The organism is Lacisediminihabitans sp. (assembly GCF_036404185.1).
GTDB lineage: Bacteria > Actinomycetota > Actinomycetes > Actinomycetales > Microbacteriaceae > Lacisediminihabitans.
Window position 1 is genome coordinate 1 of record NZ_DASWPB010000102.1, and the last position, 23,307, is coordinate 23,307.

The 23,307-nt window shown below is 68.0% G+C and carries 20 protein-coding genes and 1 tRNA gene; 4 read left to right on the forward strand and 17 right to left on the reverse strand.

Annotation, left to right across the window (positions count from 1 at the left end):
• A partial coding sequence (uvrB, locus tag VGC18_RS07065) for an excinuclease ABC subunit UvrB (RefSeq protein ID WP_331095683.1) occupies positions 1-2,045 on the reverse strand: 2,045 nt, incomplete at its 3' end.
• Positions 2,046-2,219: 174 nt separating this feature from the next.
• Here uvrB and VGC18_RS07070 point away from each other — a divergent pair.
• Positions 2,220-3,542 (forward strand): MFS transporter, encoded by a 1,323-nt coding sequence (locus VGC18_RS07070; RefSeq protein ID WP_331095685.1) that lies wholly within the window; start codon positions 2,220-2,222, stop codon positions 3,540-3,542.
• Between the two features lie 9 nt (positions 3,543-3,551).
• Here VGC18_RS07070 and VGC18_RS07075 read toward each other — a convergent pair whose 3' ends face one another.
• The 15 genes from VGC18_RS07075 to polA form a co-directional block, all read right to left on the reverse strand.
• Positions 3,552-4,700 carry an acyltransferase gene (locus tag VGC18_RS07075; protein ID WP_331095687.1) on the reverse strand — a complete coding sequence of 383 codons (1,149 nt, stop codon included), beginning with the start codon at positions 4,698-4,700 and terminating at the stop codon, positions 3,552-3,554.
• Between the two features lie 35 nt (positions 4,701-4,735).
• Positions 4,736-6,262: a class I adenylate-forming enzyme family protein gene (locus VGC18_RS07080; RefSeq protein ID WP_331095689.1), complete on the reverse strand. Its 1,527-nt coding sequence runs from the start codon at positions 6,260-6,262 to the stop codon at positions 4,736-4,738.
• Positions 6,263-6,304: 42 nt separating this feature from the next.
• Positions 6,305-7,285 (reverse strand): BPSS1187 family protein, encoded by a 981-nt coding sequence (locus VGC18_RS07085; RefSeq protein WP_331095691.1) that lies wholly within the window; start codon positions 7,283-7,285, stop codon positions 6,305-6,307.
• A 76-nt stretch (positions 7,286-7,361) separates the two neighbouring features.
• Positions 7,362-7,982 (reverse strand): dephospho-CoA kinase, encoded by a 621-nt coding sequence (gene coaE / locus VGC18_RS07090; protein ID WP_331095731.1) that lies wholly within the window; start codon positions 7,980-7,982, stop codon positions 7,362-7,364.
• A 129-nt stretch (positions 7,983-8,111) separates the two neighbouring features.
• Positions 8,112-9,560 carry a 30S ribosomal protein S1 gene (rpsA, locus tag VGC18_RS07095; protein ID WP_331095693.1) on the reverse strand — a complete coding sequence of 483 codons (1,449 nt, stop codon included), beginning with the start codon at positions 9,558-9,560 and terminating at the stop codon, positions 8,112-8,114.
• 176 nt (positions 9,561-9,736) lie between these two features.
• Positions 9,737-10,384 (reverse strand): thymidylate synthase, encoded by a 648-nt coding sequence (locus tag VGC18_RS07100; RefSeq protein WP_331095695.1) that lies wholly within the window; start codon positions 10,382-10,384, stop codon positions 9,737-9,739.
• Positions 10,381-12,066 (reverse strand): DUF885 domain-containing protein, encoded by a 1,686-nt coding sequence (locus VGC18_RS07105; RefSeq protein ID WP_331095697.1) that lies wholly within the window; start codon positions 12,064-12,066, stop codon positions 10,381-10,383. Before VGC18_RS07105 ends, VGC18_RS07100 begins: the two co-directional genes overlap by 4 nt.
• Before the next feature lie 74 nt (positions 12,067-12,140).
• Complete coding sequence (locus VGC18_RS07110) at positions 12,141-12,410, reverse strand: HPr family phosphocarrier protein (RefSeq protein ID WP_331095700.1); 270 nt, start codon at positions 12,408-12,410, stop codon at positions 12,141-12,143.
• 24 nt (positions 12,411-12,434) lie between these two features.
• A complete protein-coding gene (locus VGC18_RS07115) occupies positions 12,435-13,475 on the reverse strand; it encodes a zinc-dependent dehydrogenase (RefSeq protein ID WP_331095701.1) in 1,041 nt (346 codons plus the stop codon).
• A gap of 4 nt (positions 13,476-13,479) precedes the next feature.
• Positions 13,480-13,944, reverse strand: a complete 465-nt coding sequence (locus tag VGC18_RS07120) for a PTS sugar transporter subunit IIA (RefSeq protein ID WP_331095703.1) — start codon at positions 13,942-13,944, stop codon at positions 13,480-13,482.
• A 1-nt stretch (position 13,945) separates the two neighbouring features.
• Positions 13,946-14,254, reverse strand: a complete 309-nt coding sequence (locus tag VGC18_RS07125) for a PTS lactose transporter subunit IIB (protein ID WP_331095705.1) — start codon at positions 14,252-14,254, stop codon at positions 13,946-13,948.
• Between the two features lie 32 nt (positions 14,255-14,286).
• Complete coding sequence (locus tag VGC18_RS07130; RefSeq protein WP_331095708.1) at positions 14,287-15,516, reverse strand: PTS transporter subunit EIIC; 1,230 nt, start codon at positions 15,514-15,516, stop codon at positions 14,287-14,289.
• Between the two features lie 61 nt (positions 15,517-15,577).
• A complete protein-coding gene (gene pfkB, locus VGC18_RS07135; protein WP_331095709.1) occupies positions 15,578-16,531 on the reverse strand; it encodes a 1-phosphofructokinase in 954 nt (317 codons plus the stop codon).
• On the reverse strand, positions 16,528-17,289 hold the full coding sequence (locus tag VGC18_RS07140; protein ID WP_331095733.1) for a DeoR/GlpR family DNA-binding transcription regulator: 762 nt from the start codon (positions 17,287-17,289) through the stop codon (positions 16,528-16,530). The genes pfkB and VGC18_RS07140 overlap by 4 nt, the downstream gene beginning before the upstream one ends.
• Positions 17,290-17,537: 248 nt before the next feature.
• Positions 17,538-20,207: a DNA polymerase I gene (gene polA, locus VGC18_RS07145; protein WP_331095711.1), complete on the reverse strand. Its 2,670-nt coding sequence runs from the start codon at positions 20,205-20,207 to the stop codon at positions 17,538-17,540.
• 55 nt (positions 20,208-20,262) lie between these two features.
• Between polA and VGC18_RS07150 the strand changes: the two genes are divergently transcribed.
• A complete protein-coding gene (locus VGC18_RS07150) occupies positions 20,263-20,688 on the forward strand; it encodes a hotdog fold thioesterase (RefSeq protein ID WP_331095713.1) in 426 nt (141 codons plus the stop codon).
• A 36-nt stretch (positions 20,689-20,724) separates the two neighbouring features.
• Here the strand turns inward: VGC18_RS07150 and VGC18_RS07155 are convergent, their stop codons facing one another.
• Complete coding sequence (locus VGC18_RS07155; protein ID WP_331095715.1) at positions 20,725-21,330, reverse strand: ANTAR domain-containing response regulator; 606 nt, start codon at positions 21,328-21,330, stop codon at positions 20,725-20,727.
• Between the two features lie 39 nt (positions 21,331-21,369).
• On the opposite strand from VGC18_RS07155, the gene VGC18_RS07160 reads away from it, so the two are divergent.
• Positions 21,370-21,452, forward strand: a tRNA-Leu gene (locus tag VGC18_RS07160).
• Between the two features lie 263 nt (positions 21,453-21,715).
• Positions 21,716-23,218 (forward strand): helix-turn-helix transcriptional regulator, encoded by a 1,503-nt coding sequence (locus VGC18_RS07165; protein WP_331095717.1) that lies wholly within the window; start codon positions 21,716-21,718, stop codon positions 23,216-23,218.
• The last annotated feature ends 89 nt before the right edge of the window (positions 23,219-23,307 follow it).

The following is a 23,307-nucleotide window of genomic DNA, read 5'->3' on the forward strand; positions in this document are numbered from 1 at the left end:
TCCTTCTTGAGGTCGGACACCTCGTCGCGCAGCCGGGCGGCGAGCTCGAACTTGAGCTCCCCCGCGGCCTGCAGCATCTGATCGTTGAGGTCGCGGATGATCGACTCGAGGTCGTTCGCGCCGCTGGCCGCCAGGCCGCCGTGCTGCAGCCCGGCCCGCTTGAGGTTGGGTGTCGGCGCTCGCTTGCGCCCGTCCCTGCCGGAGAGCAGCTCCGCCGTGTCGGCGTCCTCGCGGTTCAGCTGGTCGGTGATGTCGGCGATCTTCTTGCGGAGCGGCTGGGGGTCGACCCCGCGCTCGAGGTTGTAGGCGACCTGCTTCTCACGGCGCCGGCTGGTCTCCTCGATCGCCTGCTTCATGGAGTCCGTCATGACGTCGGCGTACATGTGCACGGCGCCGGAAACGTTCCTCGCGGCGCGGCCGATGGTCTGGATGAGCGAGGTCGACGACCGGAGGAAGCCCTCCTTGTCGGCGTCCAGGATGGCCACGAGGGAGACCTCTGGCAGGTCCAGCCCCTCCCTGAGGAGGTTGATCCCCACCAGCACGTCGTAGACGCCCTGACGAAGTTCGGTCAGGAGCTCCACCCTGCGCAGCGTGTCGACGTCGGAGTGCAGGTACCGGACCCGCACGCCCGCCTCGCCGAGGAACTCGGTCAGCTCCTCGGCCATCTTCTTGGTCAGGGTGGTGACGAGCACCCTCTCCCCGATGGCGGAGCGCTTCCGGATCTCCTCGAGCAGGTCGTCGATCTGGCCCTTGGTCGGCTTGACCACGATCTCCGGATCGACCAGGCCGGTCGGGCGGATGATCTGCTCGACCACGCTGTCGGTGATGCCCATCTCGTAGCGGCCGGGGGTCGCCGAGAGGTAGACCTTCTGGCCGACCCGGTCGAGGAACTCGTTGAACTTGAGCGGGCGGTTGTCGAGCGCGCTCGGCAGCCGGAAGCCGTGCTCGACCAGGGTGCGCTTGCGCGAGGCGTCGCCCTCGTACATCGCACCGATCTGCGGGATGGTCACGTGCGACTCGTCGATGACCACGAGGAAGTCGTCCGGGAAGTAGTCGATGAGGCAGTGCGGCGCCTCCCCCGGTTGGCGCTGATCGATGTGCCTCGAATAGTTCTCGATGCCGCTGCAGAAGCCGATCTGCTCCATCATCTCGATGTCGAAGGTCGTGCGCATCCGCAGCCGCTGCGCCTCGAGCAGCTTGCCCTCGCGCTCCAGCTGGCCGAGCCGTTCCTCCAGCTCCACCTTGATGGTCTTGATCGCCGCCTGCATGCGCTCCGCCCCCGCCACGTAGTGGGAGCCGGGGAACACCGAGACCGCCTCGAGCTTCTTGACCACCTCGCCGGTGAGCGGGTGCAGGCTGTACAGCCCCTCGATCTCGTCCCCGAACATCTCGATCCGGATCGCGAGCTCCTCATACATGGGGATGATCTCGATCGTGTCGCCGCGCACGCGGAAGTTGCCCCGGGAGAAGTCGACGTCATTGCGCTGGTACTGCATGGAGACGAACTTGCGGATGAGCGTCTCGCGGTTGATGCGCATGCCGATCTGAAGCGCGATCATCGCGTCGAGGTACTCCTCGGAGCTGCCCAAGCCGTAGATGCAGGAGACGGTCGAGACGACGATGACGTCCCGCCGGCTGAGCAGCGAGTTGGTCGTCGAGTGGCGGAGGCGTTCGACCTCCGCGTTGATCGAGCTGTCCTTCTCGATAAAGGTGTCCGTCTGCGGAACGTACGCCTCCGGCTGGTAGTAGTCGTAGTACGAGACGAAGTACTCGACGGCGTTGTTCGGCATCAGCTCTCGGAACTCGTTCGCGAGCTGCGCGGCCAGGGTCTTGTTGTGCGCGAGGACCAGCGTCGGCCGCTGGACCTGTTCGATGAGCCACGCCGTCGTCGCCGACTTCCCGGTGCCGGTCGCCCCGAGCAGCACGACGTCGGTCTCGCCGGCGTTGATCCTCGCCGTGAGCTCGGCGATCGCCTGGGGCTGGTCTCCGCTCGGGACATAGTCGCTGATGACCTCGAACGGGCGCACTGAACGGGTCGGTTCCATGCCTCCAGCTTAAGCAGCACCACCGACACGGGGCCGCGATTGCGCCCTCGGCGCAAAGCGACCACCGGTCGGGTTGCCTCGAGGGCCATTGGGGAGTTGCATAGGTTGGGCGGATAACTTCGCGGTGACGGCACAGCGAAGGGCCGGGGAACAACGGATGAAGCGGAGCGGCAGATGACAACGACCCAGGAGCATTCCGCTCCAGCCACGGCGAGCCCGATCTTCGGGCGGATGCGCGGCCGGGTCGTGCTGCTGCTCTGCATCATGTATGCGATCTCCTACATCGATCGCACCAACATCTCCACCGCCGGTCCGACGATCATGAAGGCGCTGCATCTCAGTTCCGGCGAGTTCGGGGTGGCGGTCGCGGCCTTCTCCATTCCCTATGCCCTGCTCCAGGTGTTCGGAGGCAACCTCGGCGAGCGGGTCGGGCCGCGCAGGGCCCTGTTCTGGATCGGCGTGCTCTGGGGCGTCGCGACGATCGCGACCGGATTCTCCGTCGGCCTCCTCTCGCTCGTCGGCGCCCGGCTGCTGCTCGGTCTCACCGAGTCCGCCGCCTTCCCCACGGCGACCTCCGCCATGGCGAGGTGGGTGCCACCCGACCGCAACGGGTTCGTGCAGGGCATCGTCCACTCGGCCTCCCGTCTCGGCAACGCGGCGGCGCCGCTCATCGTCGGCGGTCTCATCGTCTGGGGCGACTCGCTCGGCGGCCCGATCGCCGGCTGGCAGGTGTCGTTCATCCTCGTCGGCGTGCTGAGCGCGCTCTGGGCGGTGCTCTGGGCCGCCTTCTTCCGGGACCGCCCGCAGGACTATCCGAAGATCACCTCGCAGGAGCTCTCCGAGATCCCCCGTGAGCTGGAGAAGGCGGCGCGGCCCCCCGTCCCGTGGAAGCGGCTCATCCGCACCATGCTCCCGGTGACCATCGTCGATTTCGGCTACGGATGGACCCTCTGGGTCTTCCTCACCTGGATCCCCGGTTTTCTCGCCGACAGCTACGGACTCGCCCTCTCCACGTATGCCCTGTTCACCACCTTCGTGCTGCTCGCCGGGGTCGTCGGCGACACGGCCGGCGGGGTGTTCGGCGACCGACTCCTCCGCAGGACGGGCAACCTCCGCTTCGCCAGGCGAACAGTACTGCTCGTCGGGCTCATCGGCTCCCTGGTCTGCCTCTCTCCGCTGCTCTTCGTGCACAACCTCCCGGTCGTGACCGTGGCGCTCTCCCTCTCGTTCTTCTTCCTCGAGCTGTGCAACGCGACCCTGTGGGCGATCCCGATGGATGTCGCCCCGGAGTGGTCCGGTACCGCGAGCGGCATGATGAACACCGGTTTCGGGCTCGCCGGCATCTTCTCGCCGATCCTGTTCGGCGTCCTGGTCGACACGACCGGATGGCAGTGGCCATTCGCGGCCTCGGTCGCCCTCCTCGCCGGAGCGGCGGTCGTGGCCGGGTTCATGAAACCCAAGCGGGTGCTTCCGAACGGCGTGAGCGAGGACCTGTAGCGGCAGGTCCTAGTCCGGCGGAACGGCGCCCGCATCCGCCTGGGCGGGAGTCAGCGGCCTCTTCCGGCGCGCCGACGGCCGTCCGGTGAGCGCCAGGCTCAGCGGTGAGCGCCTGGCCAGCTCGGTGAGGATCACCGATCCCACGACGACGACGACATACGCCACCAGGGTGAGCCACGGCTTGGCGACCGTGCGCGGCAGCCAGTCGTCGCCGACCCAGAGCAGCACCCAGAGGATGAGCGGATGCGAGAGGAAGATCCCGAACGACCGGTCGGAGGCGACATCCACGCCCCTCGCCGACAGGCTGCCTGCCCGGCGCCGGTCGGCCCAATAGCTGCCGATCGCGAGGAAGGCCAGGCCGACCGCCGCCGACCACACCATGAGGATCGGCTGCAACGGGGTTCCGGAGTGGTACAGGCTGAAACCGAGCACAAAGTGCTGGAAGGCGAAGACCGCGAGGGTGAGGAGGCCGGTGGCCAGGGTGATGAACCCGATCAGCGGCCGATGCCCCCGTACCCAGCCGAACAGGGCGGTCGAATGGTCCGCCGAGACCGCGCCGAGCAGGATGAAGAAGAGGTAGCTGAAGAAGTAGACCTTGGAATAGCCGCTCAGCCAGGCGGGCAGCGGCAGGTAGGCGTAATACGCCGTGAGCAGCAGCTGGAAGGCGCCCGCGGCCGCGAGCAGGACCCCGTGATGACCCCTGGTCCTCCTCACCAGCCAGACGATCACGGGGACGAGCAGGTAGACCTGCATCGTCACCAGCAGGAAATACAGGTGGTACCAGGAGGTCCCGGTGACCACGTGCTGCAGGAAGCGGACCAGCATGTCGAGGGCGGTCCCCTTCGGCGAGTGGAGATTGCTCGCGGCGAAATAGATCGCCGACCAGACGAGATACGGAACACCGACGAGCAGGAATCGCCGCGGCCAGAACGTCCTCATTGGCACGGGCCTGGCGAGATAGCTGTGCACGAGCACGAACCCGGACAGGGCGAAGAACACCTCCCGGGTGAAGTGGACGAGCCCGAGGAAGGCGTACAGCCCGACGTCGTCGGCGGCCACGGTGTGGCTGGTCGTGTGGACGGCGATGACGCAGGCGAAGGTGAGGATGCGCACCACGTCGATCTCGTACAGCCGGGGCGCCCGAGGGCGCGGGGACACGATCGGCGGCTCGGCGCGTCCGACCTCGGCGCCGGTCACTCGCTGGCCGCCAGGTCGCGCACCCTGGCGCGCTGGACCTTGCCCGTCGGGGCGCGGGGGACGTCGTCCACCACGGTGATCTCCACGGGACGCTTGAACCGCGGAAGCTCCGCGGCCGCCCTCGCGAGAAGAGCGTCGGTCAGCTCGGCCGCCTCCGTCGCGGTCGTCTCGCGCGTGGGAATGACGTAGGCGACGGGGACGTGGCCGAGCACCTCGTCCGGGCGGCCGACGACAACGGCCTCCCGGACGCGCGGGTCTCCGAGCAGCACCTCCTCGACCTCGGCCGGGTAGACCTTCTCGCCGCCCCGATTGATCACGTCGTCGGAGCGACCGACCAGATAGACGTAACCGTCCTCGTCGATCGTCCCGAGATCGCCGGTGGACAGCCAGCCGTTCTCGTCGAAGCGGTCGCTCGCCCTGCCCCCGAGATAGCTCCGCACGATGCCGGGGCCGGTGATCCAGATGTTCCCGACCTCGCCGGCGGGCACGACCGCGCCCTCGGCATCGCGGACGGCGACCTCGCAGCCGACCGGGATCCCGACCGAGCCGTCTCGCGGGGGCTCGCCGAGGGGGGTCGCGGTGATCTGGCTGGCCGCCTCGGTCATCCCGTAGCTGACGACGAGCGAGACGCCGGTCATGGCCTGTCTGACCGCCACGGGCAGGGGCGCCGACGCCGAGCGGACGAAGCGCAGGCTCTCCGGCAGGTCGATGCTCGCCCCGCGAGCCAGCACGGCCAGCATGGCGGGAACGGCGTTGAGCCAGGTCACCCGACGATCGCGCAGCAGCTCCCAGAAGCCGGTGCGGTGGAATCGACGGTCGAGCACGAGGGTCGCGCCGGCCACGAGCGTCGCGAGCAGCCCGACGACCTCGGCGTTGACGTGGAACAGGGGAAGGGGGTTGTACCCGCGGTCGGAGGGAACGAGCCGATTGTGCCTCGCCACCGCGCGGGCGACGAACAGCAGCTGGTCCTCCGGCAGGAGCACCCCCTTCGGTTCCCCGGTGGACCCTGAGGTGAACAGCAGCGCCGCTCCGCCATCGGCGACGGGGGGTGTCGGCCGGGCGGGTCGTTCCGTGCCCGCCTCGGGGGTGCCGGCATCGGCGTCGACCCGCATCGTCTCCGTGCCGGCCAGCTCTCCCGACCCCTCGCGGTCCGAGACGACAAGCGCCGCTCCTCCGGCCAGCTCGGACAGCCGCTCCACCTCTGCCCAGGACAGCTCGGGGTTGACGGGGATGGAGCACCGGCCCGCCGCGATGACACCCAGGTGGACGGCCGCGAACGACAACGGGTCGGCGACGTCGACCAGGACGGCCGCTCCCCGGCCGATCCCCCGGCCGTCGAGAGCGGACGCCCAGGCCCGTGCGGCGGCGGCGAAGGCGGAACGACGGTAGACCCGCCGGCTCCTCGCGTCCTCGAGGTAGGTCTCGTCCGGTCGCTCGGCGGCCATCCGGTCGATCAGGTCGGCGAGCGACTCCGGCGATGGGCTCCCGCCCGGGTTTCCAGTGCTGAGGCCTCTATCATCCACCTCACAAGCCTACCGACCGCTCCTATGAGCCGGCTCGGTGGCTCAGCGGACCTGGCGGAGCATCCAGATCCAGGCGCTCCTGTACATCGGCAGGCCGTCCGCGCCCACCGGCGACCGATCGGACACCGACCGATCGTGGGACTGCGCGGGCGTGCCGATGACACTGCTGCTGATCAGCTCGTGCGAGCCGGTCAGCATGGCGGCATCGCTGGTCTCCTTGCGCTGTCCCATCCCGAGCTCCGTCCAGGACCCGACGATCTTCTCGAAGTACATGTCGTGGCTGTTCACCAGTCCGTACATGGCGGTCGGAGGCGTCGCGCCGCGACGGTGCATCCAGGAGGCGGCGATCCCGCTGTCGGTGTCGACGGGAGAGGAGAACATGAGCACCCCGTGTGCCCGGTGCCGGTGCGCGATGTAGGCGGACTCACCGCCACCCTGGGAATGGCCGGCGAGCACGATCCTGCTCCAGTGGATGTGCGGCCCCGTCGAATAGCGGCTCCAGCCGCCGTCGCTGTCGTGGCCGCGCAGGTAGTCGAGCGCGTCGCGAAGCCGGCTGAGCACCGAGTTGGCGGGATCGACGTCGCTGAAGCGGGTCGGATCGCTGCCGTCGAAGCGGTTGCGCTGCACTGAGGTATAGCAGGAGGCGTCCGTCGTGCAGGTCCTGGTGACCGACCTGCCGCGATTCCAGTAGTCGAGCGCGAGCACGTGATAGCCCAGGGAGGACGCCGCCGCGAGGAAGGCGCGGTAGTTCCCCGGCTGCGCCCTGGTGGCCGGCAGGAACAGCAGCAGGGGTCCGCGCCTGGTCGCGTGCTGGGCATAGTTGAACGAGTTGGGGCTGAGCGGCCGACCGCTCTCGCTGGGCAGCCGGAACCGGATGAGCGCAGGAGAGGGGTCACGAGGCTCAGAGGCCGAGGCCGTGGCCGGCGCGCCCGCCTGCTGGGCGAGCCCCGCGCCGACGACGAGGAGCGCGACGAGCGCCGCGGATCGCAGCGCGCCGCGCCGGCCGATCCGACTCCCCAGCACGGAACAAACCTAACCTCTGTCGGGTGGAGCGAGGCGCCCCGCCGCGTGGGAGTTCGCTGACCGTCGTCGACGCGGGTCAGTCCGTCGTCCGCCGCACGGGCAGGGTGGACCAGAGATCGTCGACCTGGGCCATCGTCTCCTCGAGGGTGCCGTTGCTGTCGATCACCACATCGGCCGCCGCGAGCCGCTCCGCCTCGCCCGCCTGGGACTCGATGCGCCGCACCGCTTCCTCCCGGCTGAGGCCGCGCAGCTCCATGAGGCGCCGGATGCGCGTCTGTGTCTCCGCGCTCACGACCACGATGAGATCGAAGTCGTGGTACTCCCCGCTCCTTGACGCCTCGACGAGGAGCGGGACGTCGTAGACGACCACCGCGTCCTCGTCCCGTTCGGCCGCCTCGGCGAACAGCCGTCGCGACAGCTCCTGGATCGCCGGATGCGTGATCCCGTTGAGCGCGAGCCTCGCCTCCTCGTCGGAGAAGACGATGGAGCCGAGGCGGGTGCGATCGAGCGAACCGTCCGCGGAGAGCACCTCGGGCCCGAAGCGCTCGGCGATGGCGGCAAGGGCCGGCGCGCCCGGCGCGACGACGGCGCGGGCAAGCTGGTCGGCGTCGACGTGGACGGCTCCGTGCTCGGCGAGGCGCCGAGCGACGGCCGTCTTCCCCGAGGCGATGCCCCCGGTCAGTCCGATGAGATACACGCGGTCCATGCTAACTTCTCGCACCCCTCCCGAGGCCTCTCGGACCCCTCAGGACGAGTCGGCGAGTCAGCGCAGACGCAGAAGCGGCCGGACCCATCGGGTCCGGCCGCTTCGTGCAGTGCTGGGGAACTAGTTGTTCGAGGAGAGCTTCTCACGAAGTGCGGCAAGCGCCTCGTCGTCCGCGAGCGTTCCCGTGGACTCGGAGTCGCTGGAGAAGGAGGAGCCGGCGGAGGGGGCATCGCTGATGCCCTCTTCGTTGGCGGCCGCGACCTGCTTCTTGTGCGCTTCCCAGCGAGCCTGGGCGGCAGCGTAGTCCTGCTCCCACTTCTCGCGCTGGGCCTCGAAGCCCTCGCGCCACTCGTTGGTCTCCGGGTCGAAGCCCTCGGGATACTTGTAGTTGCCCTGCTCGTCGTACTCGGTGAGCATTCCGTAGAGCGCCGGGTCGAACTCGGTGCCCTCTGGGTCGACGCCCTCGTTCGCCTGCTTGAGCGAGAGCGAGATGCGACGACGCTCGAGGTCGATGTCGATGACCTTGACAAACACCTCGTCACCGACGGAGACGACCTGCTCGGCCAGCTCGACGTGCTTGCCGGAGAGCTCGGAGATGTGGACGAGTCCCTCGATGCCCTCCGCGACGCGGACGAAGGCACCGAACGGGACGAGCTTGGTGACCTTGCCCGGTGCGACCTGGCCGATGGCGTGGGTGCGGGCGAAGACCTGCCACGGGTCCTCCTGCGTCGCCTTGAGCGACAGGGAGACCCGCTCGCGGTCGAGGTCGACCTCGAGGATCTCGACGGTGACCTCCTGGCCAACCTCGACGACCTCGGAGGCGTGCTCGATGTGCTTCCAGGACAGCTCGGAGACGTGGACGAGACCGTCGACGCCGCCGAGGTCGACGAACGCGCCGAAGTTGACGATGGAGGAGACGACACCCTTGCGGACCTGGCCCTTGGCGAGGTTGTTGAGGAAGGTCGTGCGGCTCTCGGACTGGGTCTGCTCGAGCAGCGCGCGGCGGCTCAGGACGACGTTGTTGCGGTTCTTGTCGAGCTCGAGGATCTTCGCCTCGATCTCCTGACCGAGGTACGGCGTGAGATCGCGGACACGGCGCAGCTCGATGAGCGACGCCGGGAGGAACCCGCGCAGTCCGATGTCGACGATGAGGCCACCCTTGACGACCTCGATGACCGAACCGGTGACAACACCGTCGGCCTCCTTGATCTTCTCGACGTCGCCCCACGCACGCTCGTACTGCGCACGCTTCTTGGAGAGGATCAGGCGACCCTCTTTGTCTTCCTTCTGGAGGACCAGGGCCTCGACGACATCGCCGACCTGGACGACCTCCGTCGGGTCGACGTCGTGCTTGATGGAAAGCTCACGGGAGGGGATGACACCCTCCGTCTTGTAACCGACGTCGAGCAGAACCTCGTCGCGGTCGATCTTGACGACGGTGCCTTCGATGAGGTCTCCGTCGTTGAAAAACTTCAGCGTCTTTTCGACCGCGGCGAGAAAGTCTTCAGCAGATCCGATGTCGTTGATGGCGACCTGCTTCGGCGCCTTGTCGGTCGTTACGATTGTCATGTAGTGGGTGCTCCAGGTGTGGACATAATTCGGGCCGTTTGCGAGGATTCTGCGTGTTGTTCCGCAAACGGCAGGCGGATAGGACGTCACAAAGGTGACGGTTTAGTTTAGCGCTTCCGGAATACCCCGTTCAACTCCGCGAGCCGGCAGGGTTCAGCCCCTGGCGGACGGCGTGCTCACAGCCGCTCCCCCGCGAGCACGCCGCGCATGTAGTCCAGCTCCGTGTTGTAGACGTGAGCGGACTTGACGATGAAGACCAGCCGTCCCACCGGCAGGTCGAGCCCGGTGGCGACGCGATGCTGCAGGTCGGCCAGCTCCACGAGGTTGCCGTATCCCTTCGCACCGAAGTCGATGCTGTGGGCGTAGACCACCTGCTCCACGGCGCCATCGCGCAGCCAGAAGTCCAGCATGCTCACGCAGGGGATGTAGCTGGTGTCGCTCAGCGGCTCGAAAGTGGTGATCGTCGCGGAGCGCGACTCCGGGTCGCGCGTCAGCCGGTCGACGACCCAGGCGACCTGGTCGAGGCCGGTGGCGCCGTAGTCGAACAGCCTGCTCGCATAGCTCCGCGCGTTCCCGAAGGCCTCCACCCGCGCATGGTCGGTGAAGTTCCTGTGCATCCAGGCCAGGCGCTCCGGATCCGCACGACGGGCGATGATCGGATCGTGCGGGTCGGGCCCGGCGACGGTCAGGGTCGCCTGGCTCAGCTCGAAGATGGGCAGGCCGTCGTAGCGGGCCGGTCGCCCGTCGGCGAGGATGCGGCGCGCGATCCCCAGCCAGGCCTCGCCGATGGTCTCGGTGACGACGGCGATGTCGCGATCGTTCACGAGAGCAGCGCGGCCCGGAGGGTCTCCAGCCCGAGGCCGCCGAGGTCGAGCGCCTTGCGATGGAAGACCTTGATGTCGAAGGCGGCGCCCTCCCTGCGGGCGTACTCGTCGCGCAGCTGCTCCCAGATCCGCTGACCGATCTTGTATGCGGGAGCCTGGCCGGGCCAGCCGAGGTAGCGGTTGACCTCGAACCGCACGAATCCGTCGTTCATGTTGACGTTGTCGGCGAGGAAGCCGAAGGCGTAGTCCCCCGTCCACGGGCCGGAGCCGTCCGGAAGGGTCTTCTCGAGATGCACGCCGATGTCGAGCACGACGCGGGCGGCACGCATCCGCTGGCCGTCGAGCATCCCGAGCCGATCGGCGGGGTCGTCGAGATAGCCGAGCTGCTCCATCAGCCGTTCGGCATAGAGCGCCCAGCCCTCGCCGTGGCCGGAGGTGAAGGCGTTGCGGCGCCAGGTGTTGAGCCTCGCCTTGTTGTAGATCGCCTGCCCGACCTGGAGGTGATGGCCGGGGACGCCCTCGTGGTAGACGGTGGTGAGCTCGCGCCAGGTGTCGAACTCGGTGACGCCCTCCGGCACGCTCCACCACATCCGGCCGGCGCGCGAGAAGTCATCCGTCGGACCGGTGTAGTAGATGCCGCCCTCCTGGGTGGGCGCGATGAGGCACTCGAGGCGTTTGAGCTCCTCCGGGATGTCGAACTGGGTGCGCGAGAGCTCGGCGACGGCGCGGTCGCTGGTCTCCTGCATCCACCGCTGCAGGGCATCCGTGCCGTGCAGCTTCCTGCTCTCGTCGTGGTCGAGGAACTCGATCGCCTCGGCGACGGTCGCCCCCGGCCGGATCTCTCGCGCGACCGCCTCCTGTTCCGCGGTCATCCTCGCGAGCTCCTCGATGCCCCACTCATAGGTCTCGTCGAGGTCGACGGTCACCCCGAGGAATCCCCGAGAGGCGAGGGTGTAGATCTCCCTGCCGACCGCGTCCCTGACCGGTGCGTGCTGGGCGAGCTCGTTCCGCAGGAAGTCCGACAGGGACTCGTAGGCGTTCGCGGCCTCCCGGGCGCCGGCCGCGAGATCGGCCGTGAGCGAGTCGGGAAGGTCGACGCCGCCCGTCTTCGCGGTGTCGGCGAGCTGGAAGAAGAAGCCCGTGTCGGCCACCTGCTTGGCGGCCTGGGTGATGACCTCGTTGACCTGCCTGATGGCGGGAACGTTGCCGGCACGGATGCCGGTGCGGAGGGTCTCGATGTATCCGCTCATCGCCGCGGGCAGGTTGTGCAGGCGAGTGGCGATGTGGCTCCAGTCCTCCTCCGACTCCTTCGGCGCGAGATCGAAGACATCGCGGAGCGTCTGCGCGGGACTCTCGATCACGTTCAGATCCCGCTGGTCGAAGCCCGCCTCGTGCTTGTCGATCGCCAGCCGCAGCTCCCGGCTCAGGTCCATCTTGGTGATCTCATCCACGTCGTCGACAGGGGCGGCCGCCTCGATCTTCGCCAGGGTCGCCTTGACCGCCTGCAGCGCCCGCTCTGCGCCGGCAGGCGAGTAGTCGGCATACTCGCCCTCGCGTCCAGGGCGGCCGAGGAAGACCCGCTGCTCCGGATAGAGATCGAGCTCCGTGTCCACCCATTCCTCGGCGATCGCGTCGATGGGTGTGGGGGTTCGGGTCTGGTCGGCGGCGGTGGCTTCAGTCATGACTCGAGCCTAGAACACGGGCGATGGAGCCGCCCCTTTCGGGACGGCTCCATCGCCCGTGTCTCTGGAGTCGTCTACTCCTTGTCGAGGTCCGTGTTCAGCAGCTCCGCGAGGGAGTCGAGCGCGGTCTCCGCGTCGTCCCCCTCCGCGCTGAGCGTGACCGTCTCGCCGTGATTGATCCCGAGCGAGAGCACACCGAGGATGCTCGCCGCGTTCACGCTCTTGCCGTTCGCGCTCGTGAGCGTGACCGGGACACCCGCCTTCGCGGCGGCCTGGCTGAACAGCGACGCCGGACGGGCGTGCAGCCCCACGCGGGAGGCGATGGTGACGGTGCGTTCTGACATGTGAATCTCCTTGGGTCTTCCGTCCTACGGTTCGATCGTCACCTTGATCGCGTCGCCCCTGGCGACGATCTCGATGGCCTCGAGAACGTCGTCGAGTGGCAGCCGATGCGTGATCAGGTCGGTGACCGGCACGTCGCCTGAGGCGATCAGTTCGAGCGCGCGCTTGTTGTGCGCGGGGCTCGAGCCGTTCACTCCGACGATCGTCAATTCACGGTAGTGCACGAGGTTGGAGTCGACGGTGATCGTCGGCTTGTCCTTGGGCAGCCCGCCGAACAGGCTCAGACGACCCTGCCTGGCCAGCATCTGCAGGCCCTGCTCCTGGGCGGCACCCGATGCCGCGGCCGTGATGACGACGTCCGCGCCACGACCGCCGGTGGCCTCGAGAACCGCGGCAACGGGGTCGGTCGATTCAGAGGCGATGGCGAGGTCGGGCTTCACGAGATCGGCGGCCAGCTTCAGCCGGTCGGCGTTCAGGTCGACGAGGATGACCTGGGCGGCTCCCCTCGCGCGAGCCAGCCGAACGTGCAGGCATCCGATCGGGCCGGAGCCGATGACCACGACGACGTCGCCCTTGCCGACCCTGGACAGCTCCTGGCCGTTGAGGACGCAGGCGAGCGGCTCCGCGAGGGACGCCTCGGCGAAGCCGAGACCCTCGGGGATGCGGTTCAGGCCGTCGACCCGGAGGACCTCGCGGGGGACGATCATGTACTCGGCGAATCCGCCGGGGAACTGGTAGCCCATCGACAGCTGGTGAGGGCAGACGGTGAGCCGGCCGGCCAGGCAGTCAGGACAGGTTCCGTCCGGGATCGCGGCGATGACCTGGACGCGGTCACCGGCCTTCCAACCGTCGACCCCGTTTCCGACATCAACGATCTCTCCGGCGATCTCGTGGCCCATCACCTGGGGCGGTGTCATGTTCGGATGTCCCGAACGGGAGATCTTGACGTCGGTCCCGCAGGTCGAGCAGTTCCTGACCCGGATCTTCACCTCGCCATCGGACACCACCGGCTCCGGCATATCCTCGAGACGGATGTCTCCCGGTGCGTAAAATCTTGCTACCTTCACGTGCTCACACTTCCTCTTCATCTGGTTCAAGCAGTTCATAGACCTCAGCGGCCGTTGTGGCGGCGCGCAGAGCGGCCGCCCGATCCGGGTCGAGCAGGACCGTCGCCAGCTGCGAGAGCAGGGCGATGTGGCCGTTGCCGCGGGCGGCGATGCCGACGCAGACCCGTACCTCGTTGCCGTCCCAGTCGATCCCGTCCGGGAATCCGAGCACGACCAGCGCATCCTTCTTCACGGAGTCCTTGCCGGCGAGGGTGCCGTGCGGAATCGCGACACCCTCCCCGACGAAGGTGGAGACCGACTTCTCCCGCTCGATCATGGCGTCGATATAGGAGGCCTCGATCGCGCCGGTGTCGAGCAGGGCAGCGCCGACCTGCTTGATCGCATCGAACTTGTCCGTTGCCGACTGGCTCAGGCGGATGGATTTCTCGGCGATCAGCGCGCTCAGCGGGGTCGCGGTCTGCTCTCCCATGTCAGACCTCGAAGGTCTCGCCGTTTTGGATCGCCTTGACGATCTTGGCGACGGCGGGGTCACCCAGGAACAACTGGAACGGCACAACCGGGACGTTCGGGACGGTGTGCCTGGCGCGGTCGGCCAGACCCGCCTGGGTGAACACCAGATCCGCGTCCTTCGGGATCTCGGCGACGGCCGAGTGATCGACCGACACGCCGTTCTTCGCCAGCTGCTTCTTGAGGGAACTGGCCAGCATGACGCTCGAGCCCATTCCCGCATCGCATGCAACGATCAGCTTCTTGATGCTGGATCCGTCGACTGTTGCCATCAGAGGTTTTCCTTGTCTATTCGGTGAACCGATTACGCGCTTGCCGCGCTGGTACTGTTCTTGTTTCTCGCACTCTGCGCTTTGGCTGCCTCGAGGTCAAGCGTGGGCTCCTTCTTGCGGTTGAAGCCCAGCAGGGCCGCACCCACCACGAAGGAGACGCCGGCGGAGACGAGGATGCCGAGCAGGATCGTCGGCAGGTCGCCCGGATAGGCGACGAGGATGTAGGCGAAGATGCTGCCAGGCGATGCCGGGGCGACCAGTCCGTCGTTGAACAGGACGAACATGAGCACACCGGACGCTCCACCCGCGATCGCGGCGATGAGCAGGATCGGCTTCATGAGCACGTACGGGAAGTAGATCTCGTGGATGCCGCCGAGGAACTGGACGACGATCGCCGCGGGAACGGTCGGGCGGATGGCGAGCGGGCCGAAGAGCAGCATGGCCACGAGGATGCCGAGGCCGGGGCCGGGGTTCGACTCGAGCATGAACAGGATCGACTTGCCCGCCGATCCCGCGGCCTGGTGCGCCGCGAGGGGCACGAGCACGCCGTTGCCGATCGCGTTGTTGAGGAACAGGATCTTCGCCGGTTCAATGATGATCGACGCCAGCGGCAGCAGCTTGGCGGAGATCAGGACGTTGACGAAGTCCGCGAACACCGTGGTGATCCAGTAGACGAGCGGGCCGAGTGCGAACACGCCGACGAGGGCGGCGATGCCGCCGACGATCCCGGCGGTGAAGTTGTCGACGAGCATCTCGAAGCCGCCGCGCAACTTGCCGTCCAGGAGGTGATCGATCCATTTCATCAGCAGGGCCGTGAGCGGGCCGATGATGAGCGCGCCGAGGAACTGCGGAGGAAGGCCGCCGAGGTCCGTCGGAGCCGGCGAACCGCTCGAGCCGAGGTGCAGTGCCAGCGGGGACACGACGACACCCAGGGTGGCGATGGCTCCGACGACCGCGCCGCGCTGGCCGTGGACCGTACGACCGCCGGTGTAGCCGATGAGGATCGGGAGCAGGAAGACGATGATCGGTGTGACCAGGGTCCCCGCCGCGTCCGCGAAGGGCAGCGTCTTGTCCGCACCGAGCCCTCCCCAGAGCCTGGCGAGCTGGTTGACCCAGCCGTTCGGGATGAACAGCGCGGTGATGAGGCCCCAGGCGATGAACGCGCCGAGGTTCGGCATGATCATGCCGGCGAGGAAAGCGCCACCTCGCTGGACGCGGGCTCGCGCGCCCGTGCCGGTGGCCACTGGTGTGTAATCAGACATTGTTCTCGAGTACTCCTTCGTACGGACTGGGGACGGTTCGGGTGGTGCCTTGGCTGATTTGCTAGCTGGCCACGAGTGGCCGGTCCAGGTCTGGCTGCCACACCAGACGGACGTTCTCGTAGGCGACATCGCCCGGCCCGGGAACCGTGGTCCCCGGAAGACTGACGGCCGCGGCGCCCCAGGCGAGGGCCGCGAGGAGCGCTGCCTCCTCATCGCTCTCGTCGACCGAGAACTTCGAGAGGAAACCGGCGAGGAAGCAGTCGCCCGCGCCGACGGTGCTTCGTGGCGCGTCCACGTGGGACTCCCCGACGAGCACGCCGTTCGGCCCGATGAGCACGGCGCCGTCTGCGCCGAGGCTGACCAGTACCCGCTCGACCCCGCGGGCACGCAGCTCTTCGGCCGCCGCGATGACGTCGGACATCGAGTCGAGGTCGCGGCCGGCGATCTCCGCCAGCTCCGAACGGTTCGGCTTGATCAGGCGGGGACGAGCGGCGAGCGAGGCAACAAGCGCTTCGCCGCTCGTGTCTATGGCGAGGTTGGCCCCGAGCTCCGCGACGTGCCGCGTCAGATCGACGAGCTGTCCGGCCGCGAACTCCGGAGGCACGCTGCCGGAGATGACGACCCAGTCGTGCGGCGCCACGGCGCCGGTGAGCACCTCGGTGAGAACGGAGAGATCGGCGGCGGAGAGCGGCAGACCGGGCTCGTTGAGCTTGGTGACCGTCCCGTCCGGCTCAACCACGGAGAGGTTGGACCGGGTGCGGCCGCTCACCGGGACGTAGCGGGCGGAGACGCCGGCCTCGTCGAGGAGGGCGCTCAGCTCGGCGCCCTCCGCCCCGGCGACCGGCAGGATCGCGACGTTCTCCGTGCCGTTCGCGGACAGCGCCCTGCTGATGTTGACGCCCTTGCCTCCCGGCTGGATGATCGGCGCGGAGGTGCGCAGCACCTCACCGCGTTCCAGGGCATCCACCAAAACCGTGCGGTCCAGGCTCGGGTTGAGCGTGACGGTCAGGATCATACGATCACCATCCTCGGGCCGGCGTTCTCGATATCCTCGGCAAGTTCCACGTCCAGCTCCAGGTCGGTGATGACGGTGTCGACGAGGCCGAGCGACGCGACGCGCGCGAAGTCTTCCCTGCCGAACTTGGTGTGATCGGCCAGGACGACGGTGCGTCGAGCGGCCGCGATGAGGGCGCGCTTGACCGTCGCCTCTGCCATGTCGGGGGTGGTCAGGCCACGCTCCACGCTGATGCCGTTTGTGCCCATGAAGGCGACGTCGGCGAAGACGTCGGCGATCTGCGCCTTGGTCCATTCGCCGACGGCGGCGAGGGTGCGCGGGCGGACGACGCCGCCGAGGAGGTGAAGGCTGATGTTCGGCCGGGAGATGAGGATGTTGGCGACGGGGATGGAATGCGTCACGACCGTCAGCTCGCGGTCGAGGGGCAGCAGCTGCGCCAGGCGAACGGTCGTCGTCCCCGCGTCGAGGATGATCGAACCGCCGTCGGGGAGCTCCTCGAGCGCGGCGAGGGCGATGCGCTCCTTCTCGCCTGCCGCATGTCCCTCGCGGTCGGCGACACCCGGCTCGATGCCGAGGCGCTCGACGGGAATGGCGCCCCCGTGGACCCGGCGGATGACGCCCCGGCGCTCGAGCTCCGTGAGGTCGCGGCGAACCGTCTCCGGGGTCACCGCGAGATCCTTGGCGAGTCCGGCGACGTCGACCCTGCCGCGGGTGCGGGCGGTCTCGAGGATCTGCTGGTGCCGCTCTGGAGCGTACATCGTGACCTCACCGTCCTGCTCGAAACGCCCGTTCAAATGTTGTTCTTGGTTTATATAAGTCCGTTTGTGTCCGGTTGTCAATTCGCCGGACATCCGCGCGTCTCCCCGCCACGGCCTCCATCCCATCCGCGCGGTGTGTCGTCGTCCGCGCGCCGGTACAGGACCTCCGCGCGGACGACAAAACACCGCGCGGACGAAGAGACGGGCGGCTGCGAGAACGAGGCCCCGGCGACGGCGTGCCCGCGGGCTCAGTGCGCGGCGGCGTCCCAGTTGTGGCCCGTGCCGACCTGGACGGTCAGGGGCACCTTCAGCTGGGCCGCGTTCCCCATCCGGTCGCGAACGATCTCGGTGAGCACCTCGAGCTCGCCATCGGCGACCTCGAATACGAGCTCGTCGTGCACCTGCAGCAGCAGGCGCGAGCCGAGCCGCCTGCTCAGCAGGTCGTCGGCGACGCCGAGCATGGCGATCTTGAGGATGTCCGCCGCGGAGCCCTGGATCGGCGCGTTGAGCGCGGCCCGTTCCGCGTTCTCCCGGAGCACCCGGTTCGACGACTTGAGGTCGCCGAACGGCCTACGGCGACCGAAGATCGTCTCCGTGTAGCCGTCCTCCCTGGCCTGCTCGACGACACCGCGCAGGTAGTCGCGGACCGCGCCGAAGCGGGCGAAGTAGTCGCTCATGAGCTGTTTCGCCTCGGCGTTGTCGATGCGCAGCTGCTTGGAGAGCCCGAACGCGCTGAGACCGTAGGCGAGGCCGTACGACATCGCCTTCACCTTCGTGCGCATGGCCGGGCTGACCTCGGCGGGATCGACCCCGAAGATGCGGGAGCCGACAAAACGATGCAGGTCCTCCCCCGAGTTGAATGCCTCGATGAGCCCGGGATCGCCCGAGAGGTGCGCCATGATGCGCATCTCGATCTGGGAGTAGTCGGCCGTGAGCAGCGTGGTGAACTCCGGCCCGCTCTCGAAGGCGGAGCGGATCTGCCTGCCGATCGGCGTCCGCACGGGGATGTTCTGCAGGTTGGGGTCCGTCGACGAGATGCGGCCGGTGCTCGTTCCCGTCTGGTCGTAGCTGGTGTGGATGCGATGGTCCGGCCCGACTGCCTTCTCGAGGGTCTCCACCATCTGCTTGAGCTTGGTGGCGTCTCGGTGCTGGAGCAGCAGGTCGAGGAACGGATGGGGGTTCTGTTCCTGCAGGTCGGCGAGGGAGGCGGCATCTGTCGAGTACCCGGTCTTGTTGGCGCGGGTCTTCGGCATGCCCAGATCCTCGAACAGCACCTGCTGCAGCTGCTTCGGCGAGCCGAGGTTGATCTCCCGGCCGCCGAGCTCCGCGTAGGCCCGGCTCGCCAGGTCGGCGGCCGACTCGGTCAGCTCGTGGTTGAGCCTCGAGAGGATCTCGCCGTTGAGGGTGATGCCTGTCGACTCCATGGTCGAGATCACCGGGACGAGCGGCAGCTCGATGGTGTCGAGCACCCGCCGGGAGCCCGCATCGAGGCGCTCGGCCAGATAGTCGGACACCCGCAGCACGTACCAGGCCTCGGTGGCCACGCTCACCGCCGCCGTCTCCGGCACGAGCTGGTTCGGGTCCGGCTCCGCCAGCTTCTCGCCGAGGTAGTCGTAGACCTGGCCGGAGAGCGGCTGGCTGTGGCCACCCGGCTTCAGCAGCCAGGCCGCGATGGTGGTGTCGAAGGCGACGCCGGCGAGACGGATGCCCGCCCGCTCGAGCGCTTTGTATGCGGGTTTCGAGTCGAAGAGGTACTTGGGGGCGGGGCCGGCGAGCCAGGTCTCGAGCGCCGCGTAGTCGGGACGGCCGGCGGCCCAGGGCACGGAGACGCTGTCCTCCATCGAGGCGATGCCGAAGCCGGCGAGGCCGTCCTGGCCGAACTCGAGCTGGAGACCGAGGGGTCGCGTGCCCCCGGCCGACTGGGACTCGAGCCAGTGGGCGAGCTCCTCGTCGACGAGCGTGCGCACGGCGGGCGCCTCGGTGCCGGCCACCTCGGCAACGGCCTGGGCGGAGACGGCGTCGCCCGCCGCTGCGGCGATCTTGAGCACCCGCTCGAGCAGGGTGCGGAACTGCAGCCGATCGAAGACCTCGCGCACCGCCGCCTCGTCGATCGGCCGGCGCTCGAGGTCGGCCGGCCCCACCGGCAGCTCGACGTCCGTCAGCAGCCGATTGAGCCTCCGGTTCCGGATGGCGTTCTCCTTCTGCTCCCGCAGCTTCTCTCCCACCACGCCCTTGATCTCATCGGCGTGGGCGAGCACCCCGTCGAGGCTGCCGTACTGGGTGATCCACTTGACGGCGGTCTTCTCCCCCACCTTGTCGATGCCGATCAGGTTGTCGCTCGTCTCCCCGACCAGAGCGGCGATCTCCGGGTACTGCTGCGGCTCGATCCCGTAACGCTCGAAGACCGCGTCCCTGTCGTAGCGCTTGAGCTCGGACACCCCGCGCGCGTTCGGGTAGAGCAGGGTGACGTCGTCGTTGACCATCTGGATCGCATCCCGGTCACCGGAGACGATGAGGACCCGGAAGCCCTGCTCCGCGCCCTGCACGGCCAGGGTCGCCAGGATGTCGTCCGCCTCGTAGTCCTCCTTCGCGATGGTCGTGATGCCCATCGCGTGCAGCGCTTCCTCGAGCAGCGGGATCTGGCCGATGAACTCCGGAGGCGTCTCGCCCCTCGTGCCCTTGTACTCGGGGTACTCGCGGGTGCGGAAGGAGAAGCGGGAGATGTCGAAGGCGACGGCCAGATGCGTCGGCTTCTCGGCGGCGAGGAGGTTGATGAGCATGGCGATGAAGCCGTGGATCGCGTTGGTGTGCTGCCCCTCGCGGTTCTGGAAGCTGTCGACGGGCAGCGCGTAGAACGCCCGGAAGGCGAGCGAATGCCCGTCGATGACGAGGAGGGTAGGCTTTTTGGAGTCCGGCACCCAGCCAGCCTATCCGGGGGCGCCGACAGCCCGAAGCCCCGGTGTGAGGAACCCCATGACGACCTTTCCCGCCGATCTCGACCCGGAACTCATCGAGCGTCTCGTGGCCAGCGGCGGCGGCGAGCTGACCCGGAAGATGGGGATCGAGTTCGTCGAGCTCTCGGCGGAACGCTCCGTGGCGACGATGCCGGTCGTGGGGAACACCCAGGTCGTCGGCATCCTGCATGGCGGGGCGCACGTGGTGCTCGGTGAGTCGCTCGGCTCGATCTCCGCGGCCATCCACGCCGGGCCTGGACGGATCGCGGTCGGCATCGAGATCAACGCCTCGCACAGCCGCTCCGTGTCATCCGGACTGGTCACCGGGACCTGCACGGCCCTCAGCCTCGGGCGCACCCTGGCGACTCACGAGATCGTCATCCGCGACGAGGAGGGTCGGCGCCTCTCCACCGTCCGCATGACGAACTTCCTCAGGGAGGCGTGACCTCCCGCCGACGGGAGAGCGGCGCCCGGCCGGACGCTACTTCTTCGCGGAGAGCTGCTCGATGATCGCCTGGGCGACGTCGTGCATCGTCAGCCGACGGTCCATGGATGCCTTCTGGATCCAGCGGAACGCCTCCGGCTCGGTCAGCCCCATCTTCTCGTTGAGCAGGCCCTTGGCCCGGTCGACGAGCTTGCGGGTCTCGAAGCGCTCGACGAGGTCGCTCACCTCCGCCTCCAGGGTGATGATCTGGGCGTACCTGGCCAGGGCGATCTCGATGGCCGGAAGCAGGTCGTTCGGCGTGAACGGCTTGACCACGTAGGCGAGTGCGCCGGCCTCGGTCGCGCGCTCCACCAGTTCCTTCTGGCTGAACGCCGTGAGCAGCACGACCGGCGCGATGTGGTTCTTGCTCAGCCGCTCGGCGGCGGAGATGCCGTCGAGAAGCGGCATCTTGACATCCATGATCACCAGGTCCGGCCGCAGCTCGGTCGCCAGGGCCACGGCGGTCTCTCCGTCGCCCGCCTCGCCGACAACCTCGAATCCGTTGTCCCGGAGCGTCTCGACGATGTCGAGGCGGATCAGTGACTCGTCCTCCGCAACAACGACGCGGCGGGGACTCTGTTGGTTGTTTTCCTGGTCTGGCACGCCATAAAGCCTACGGTATTCTTGAGCGCGGTAACGTGCGCCGGATTGGCGGAATGGCAGACGCGGAGCACTCAAAATGCTTTGCTCGAAAGGGCGTGCGGGTTCAAGTCCCGCATCCGGCACAACCGTTGGTCCTCGACGGCCTCGTGACATCGTCGACCGCGGCGTGCAGAACACCCTCCTGCCTGGTGAACCACAACGGGTTCTCTGGACCTGAGGATCGTTTACTCTGGTAGTCCCCGCTTACCCCGGGAAACAACCCCGCTTACCCCGGGGATCGAGCAGAACCACAGAGCAGGAACCCGAAATTCTCGATCTGGCTTCCGTTCTCGCGCGCCTGAAAAGCTTCCCCGGCCGCCGAGACGCACCGAACGACGGCACGGCCGTGACCTGCGCACAGTGGCGGGATCTGGTCCATCGGGGCGGCGGAGAGCTTCGATCGCTGATTCTCTCGCTCCCGTATTCCGAGTGGTCATCGAGCCCCTCCCTGCTCGTCGCCGTCGCCGTGAGTTATCGGGGAGGGCAGGCGGCCAATCCCTATTCCGCCCTCTCCTATCTCAACGCCGCGACCCGCATTCTCGACGAGGACGAGGGGTCTGCCGAACTGGGCTGCCTGGCACTGATCGCCCGGAGCGTGGTCCACCGGCAACTCGGTCGGTTTTCGACGGCGATGGAGGATGTGCGGCTGGCCATTCGCCGAGTGGAACGTGCGGAGTTGGACATCCCGACCCGAATTGACCTCTACGCGCTTGGGCTGATACAGCGCGGCATCTGCGAGCTCTTCACCGAGGATCTGCCCCAGGCCCGCGCCGACATCACTCATGCCATGCGGCTGGCGGAGACCACGATGCCGGCGGTCGAGCGGGTCGAGGCATTCGGCTGCCTGACACTGATCGACGTGCTCTGCGGGGGGCTGCGCAGCACCGAACGGAACCTCAATACAACGGCGGATGCCGCCGTGAACGCGCCGGCCGGGCTCTGGGACGCCCCCGCGACAATCGCCTCCGTGCTCCTGACGGTCGGTCGCTGCCGATTCGACGAATTGGGTGGTCTTCTTGACACCGTGCTCGTCGAGACGAAGGGAACCGAATACGAGGTCCTCGCCCTCCACACCAGGGTGTTCGCTCTGGAGACCCTCGGAGACTTGGAGGGGGCGCAGGACGCGCTTCACGACATGCGTCAGGTGGATCGGGAATGGGAAGCGCCCAATCTTTCGACGCGCCTCTATCAGGCGGACAGGATCGAGGTCCTCATGCGTTTCGGGCAGTTGGCCCACGCACGCCAGGGCCTCGCGGAGATGGCACCCGACCCCCAGCACCTGGCCTGCAACAACGTTCTCGCCGCGCGACTGGCCATGGAGCTTGGCGACTTCGAGGAGGTGGTGCGGCTGACGGCGGACTGCCTCGGTTTCGGTGACGACCACCCGCCACGCACGCAGTCCTACGCCGCCGTCATCAACGCGGCGGCGCACAGCGCCCTCGGCGACCTGAGCACCGCCGACGCCTCCTTTGAGAGGGTGCTGCAGCAGGCGAGAGCCAGCGGCATGCGGAGGCACTTCACCGTGCTCCCCCCGGCGATCATCACCGGGCTCGTCGAACGGGCGCGAGAGCGGACGGAGTCGACGACGAGGATGGCCATGCTCGATGACATCGCGGCCGTTTCCTCCTCCTTCCGCGGAGCCGCATTGAGGCTTCTCAGCCCGCGGGAACGGGTGGTGCTCTCCCACGTCGCGATCGGTGAGAATCCCAGGGAGATCTCGGCATCGCTGTCCGTTTCGCTCAACACCGTGAAGACCCAGTTGCGCAGCGTTTATCGCAAGCTCGGCGTGTCGACCCGTGACGGAGCGGTGCATCGGGCCAGAGTCCTGGGATTGCTGACCGCCGCATAGGAACCCGGTACGACCGCGGGTGGCCGGCACCGGCCGAGCTTTTCCGCGCCCCGATTCTCCGGGAACGCGCTCGGCTCACTTTCTCTTCA

Excerpts from the sequence above, each read along its gene's own strand:
- VGC18_RS07105 (WP_331095697.1), bottom strand. The coding sequence starts at position 12,066 with ATGACTGAAGCCACCGCCGCCGACCAGACCCGAACCCCCACACCCATC.
- VGC18_RS07125 (WP_331095705.1), bottom strand. The coding sequence starts at position 14,254 with ATGGCAACAGTCGACGGATCCAGCATCAAGAAGCTGATCGTTGCATGC.
- VGC18_RS07120 (WP_331095703.1), bottom strand. The coding sequence starts at position 13,944 with ATGGGAGAGCAGACCGCGACCCCGCTGAGCGCGCTGATCGCCGAGAAA.
- VGC18_RS07150 (WP_331095713.1), top strand. The coding sequence starts at position 20,263 with ATGACGACCTTTCCCGCCGATCTCGACCCGGAACTCATCGAGCGTCTC.
- pfkB (WP_331095709.1), bottom strand. The coding sequence starts at position 16,531 with ATGATCCTGACCGTCACGCTCAACCCGAGCCTGGACCGCACGGTTTTG.
- VGC18_RS07070 (WP_331095685.1), top strand. The coding sequence starts at position 2,220 with ATGACAACGACCCAGGAGCATTCCGCTCCAGCCACGGCGAGCCCGATC.
- VGC18_RS07110 (WP_331095700.1), bottom strand. The coding sequence starts at position 12,410 with ATGTCAGAACGCACCGTCACCATCGCCTCCCGCGTGGGGCTGCACGCC.
- VGC18_RS07140 (WP_331095733.1), bottom strand. The coding sequence starts at position 17,289 with ATGTACGCTCCAGAGCGGCACCAGCAGATCCTCGAGACCGCCCGCACC.
- rpsA (WP_331095693.1), bottom strand. The coding sequence starts at position 9,560 with ATGACAATCGTAACGACCGACAAGGCGCCGAAGCAGGTCGCCATCAAC.
- VGC18_RS07130 (WP_331095708.1), bottom strand. The coding sequence starts at position 15,516 with ATGTCTGATTACACACCAGTGGCCACCGGCACGGGCGCGCGAGCCCGC.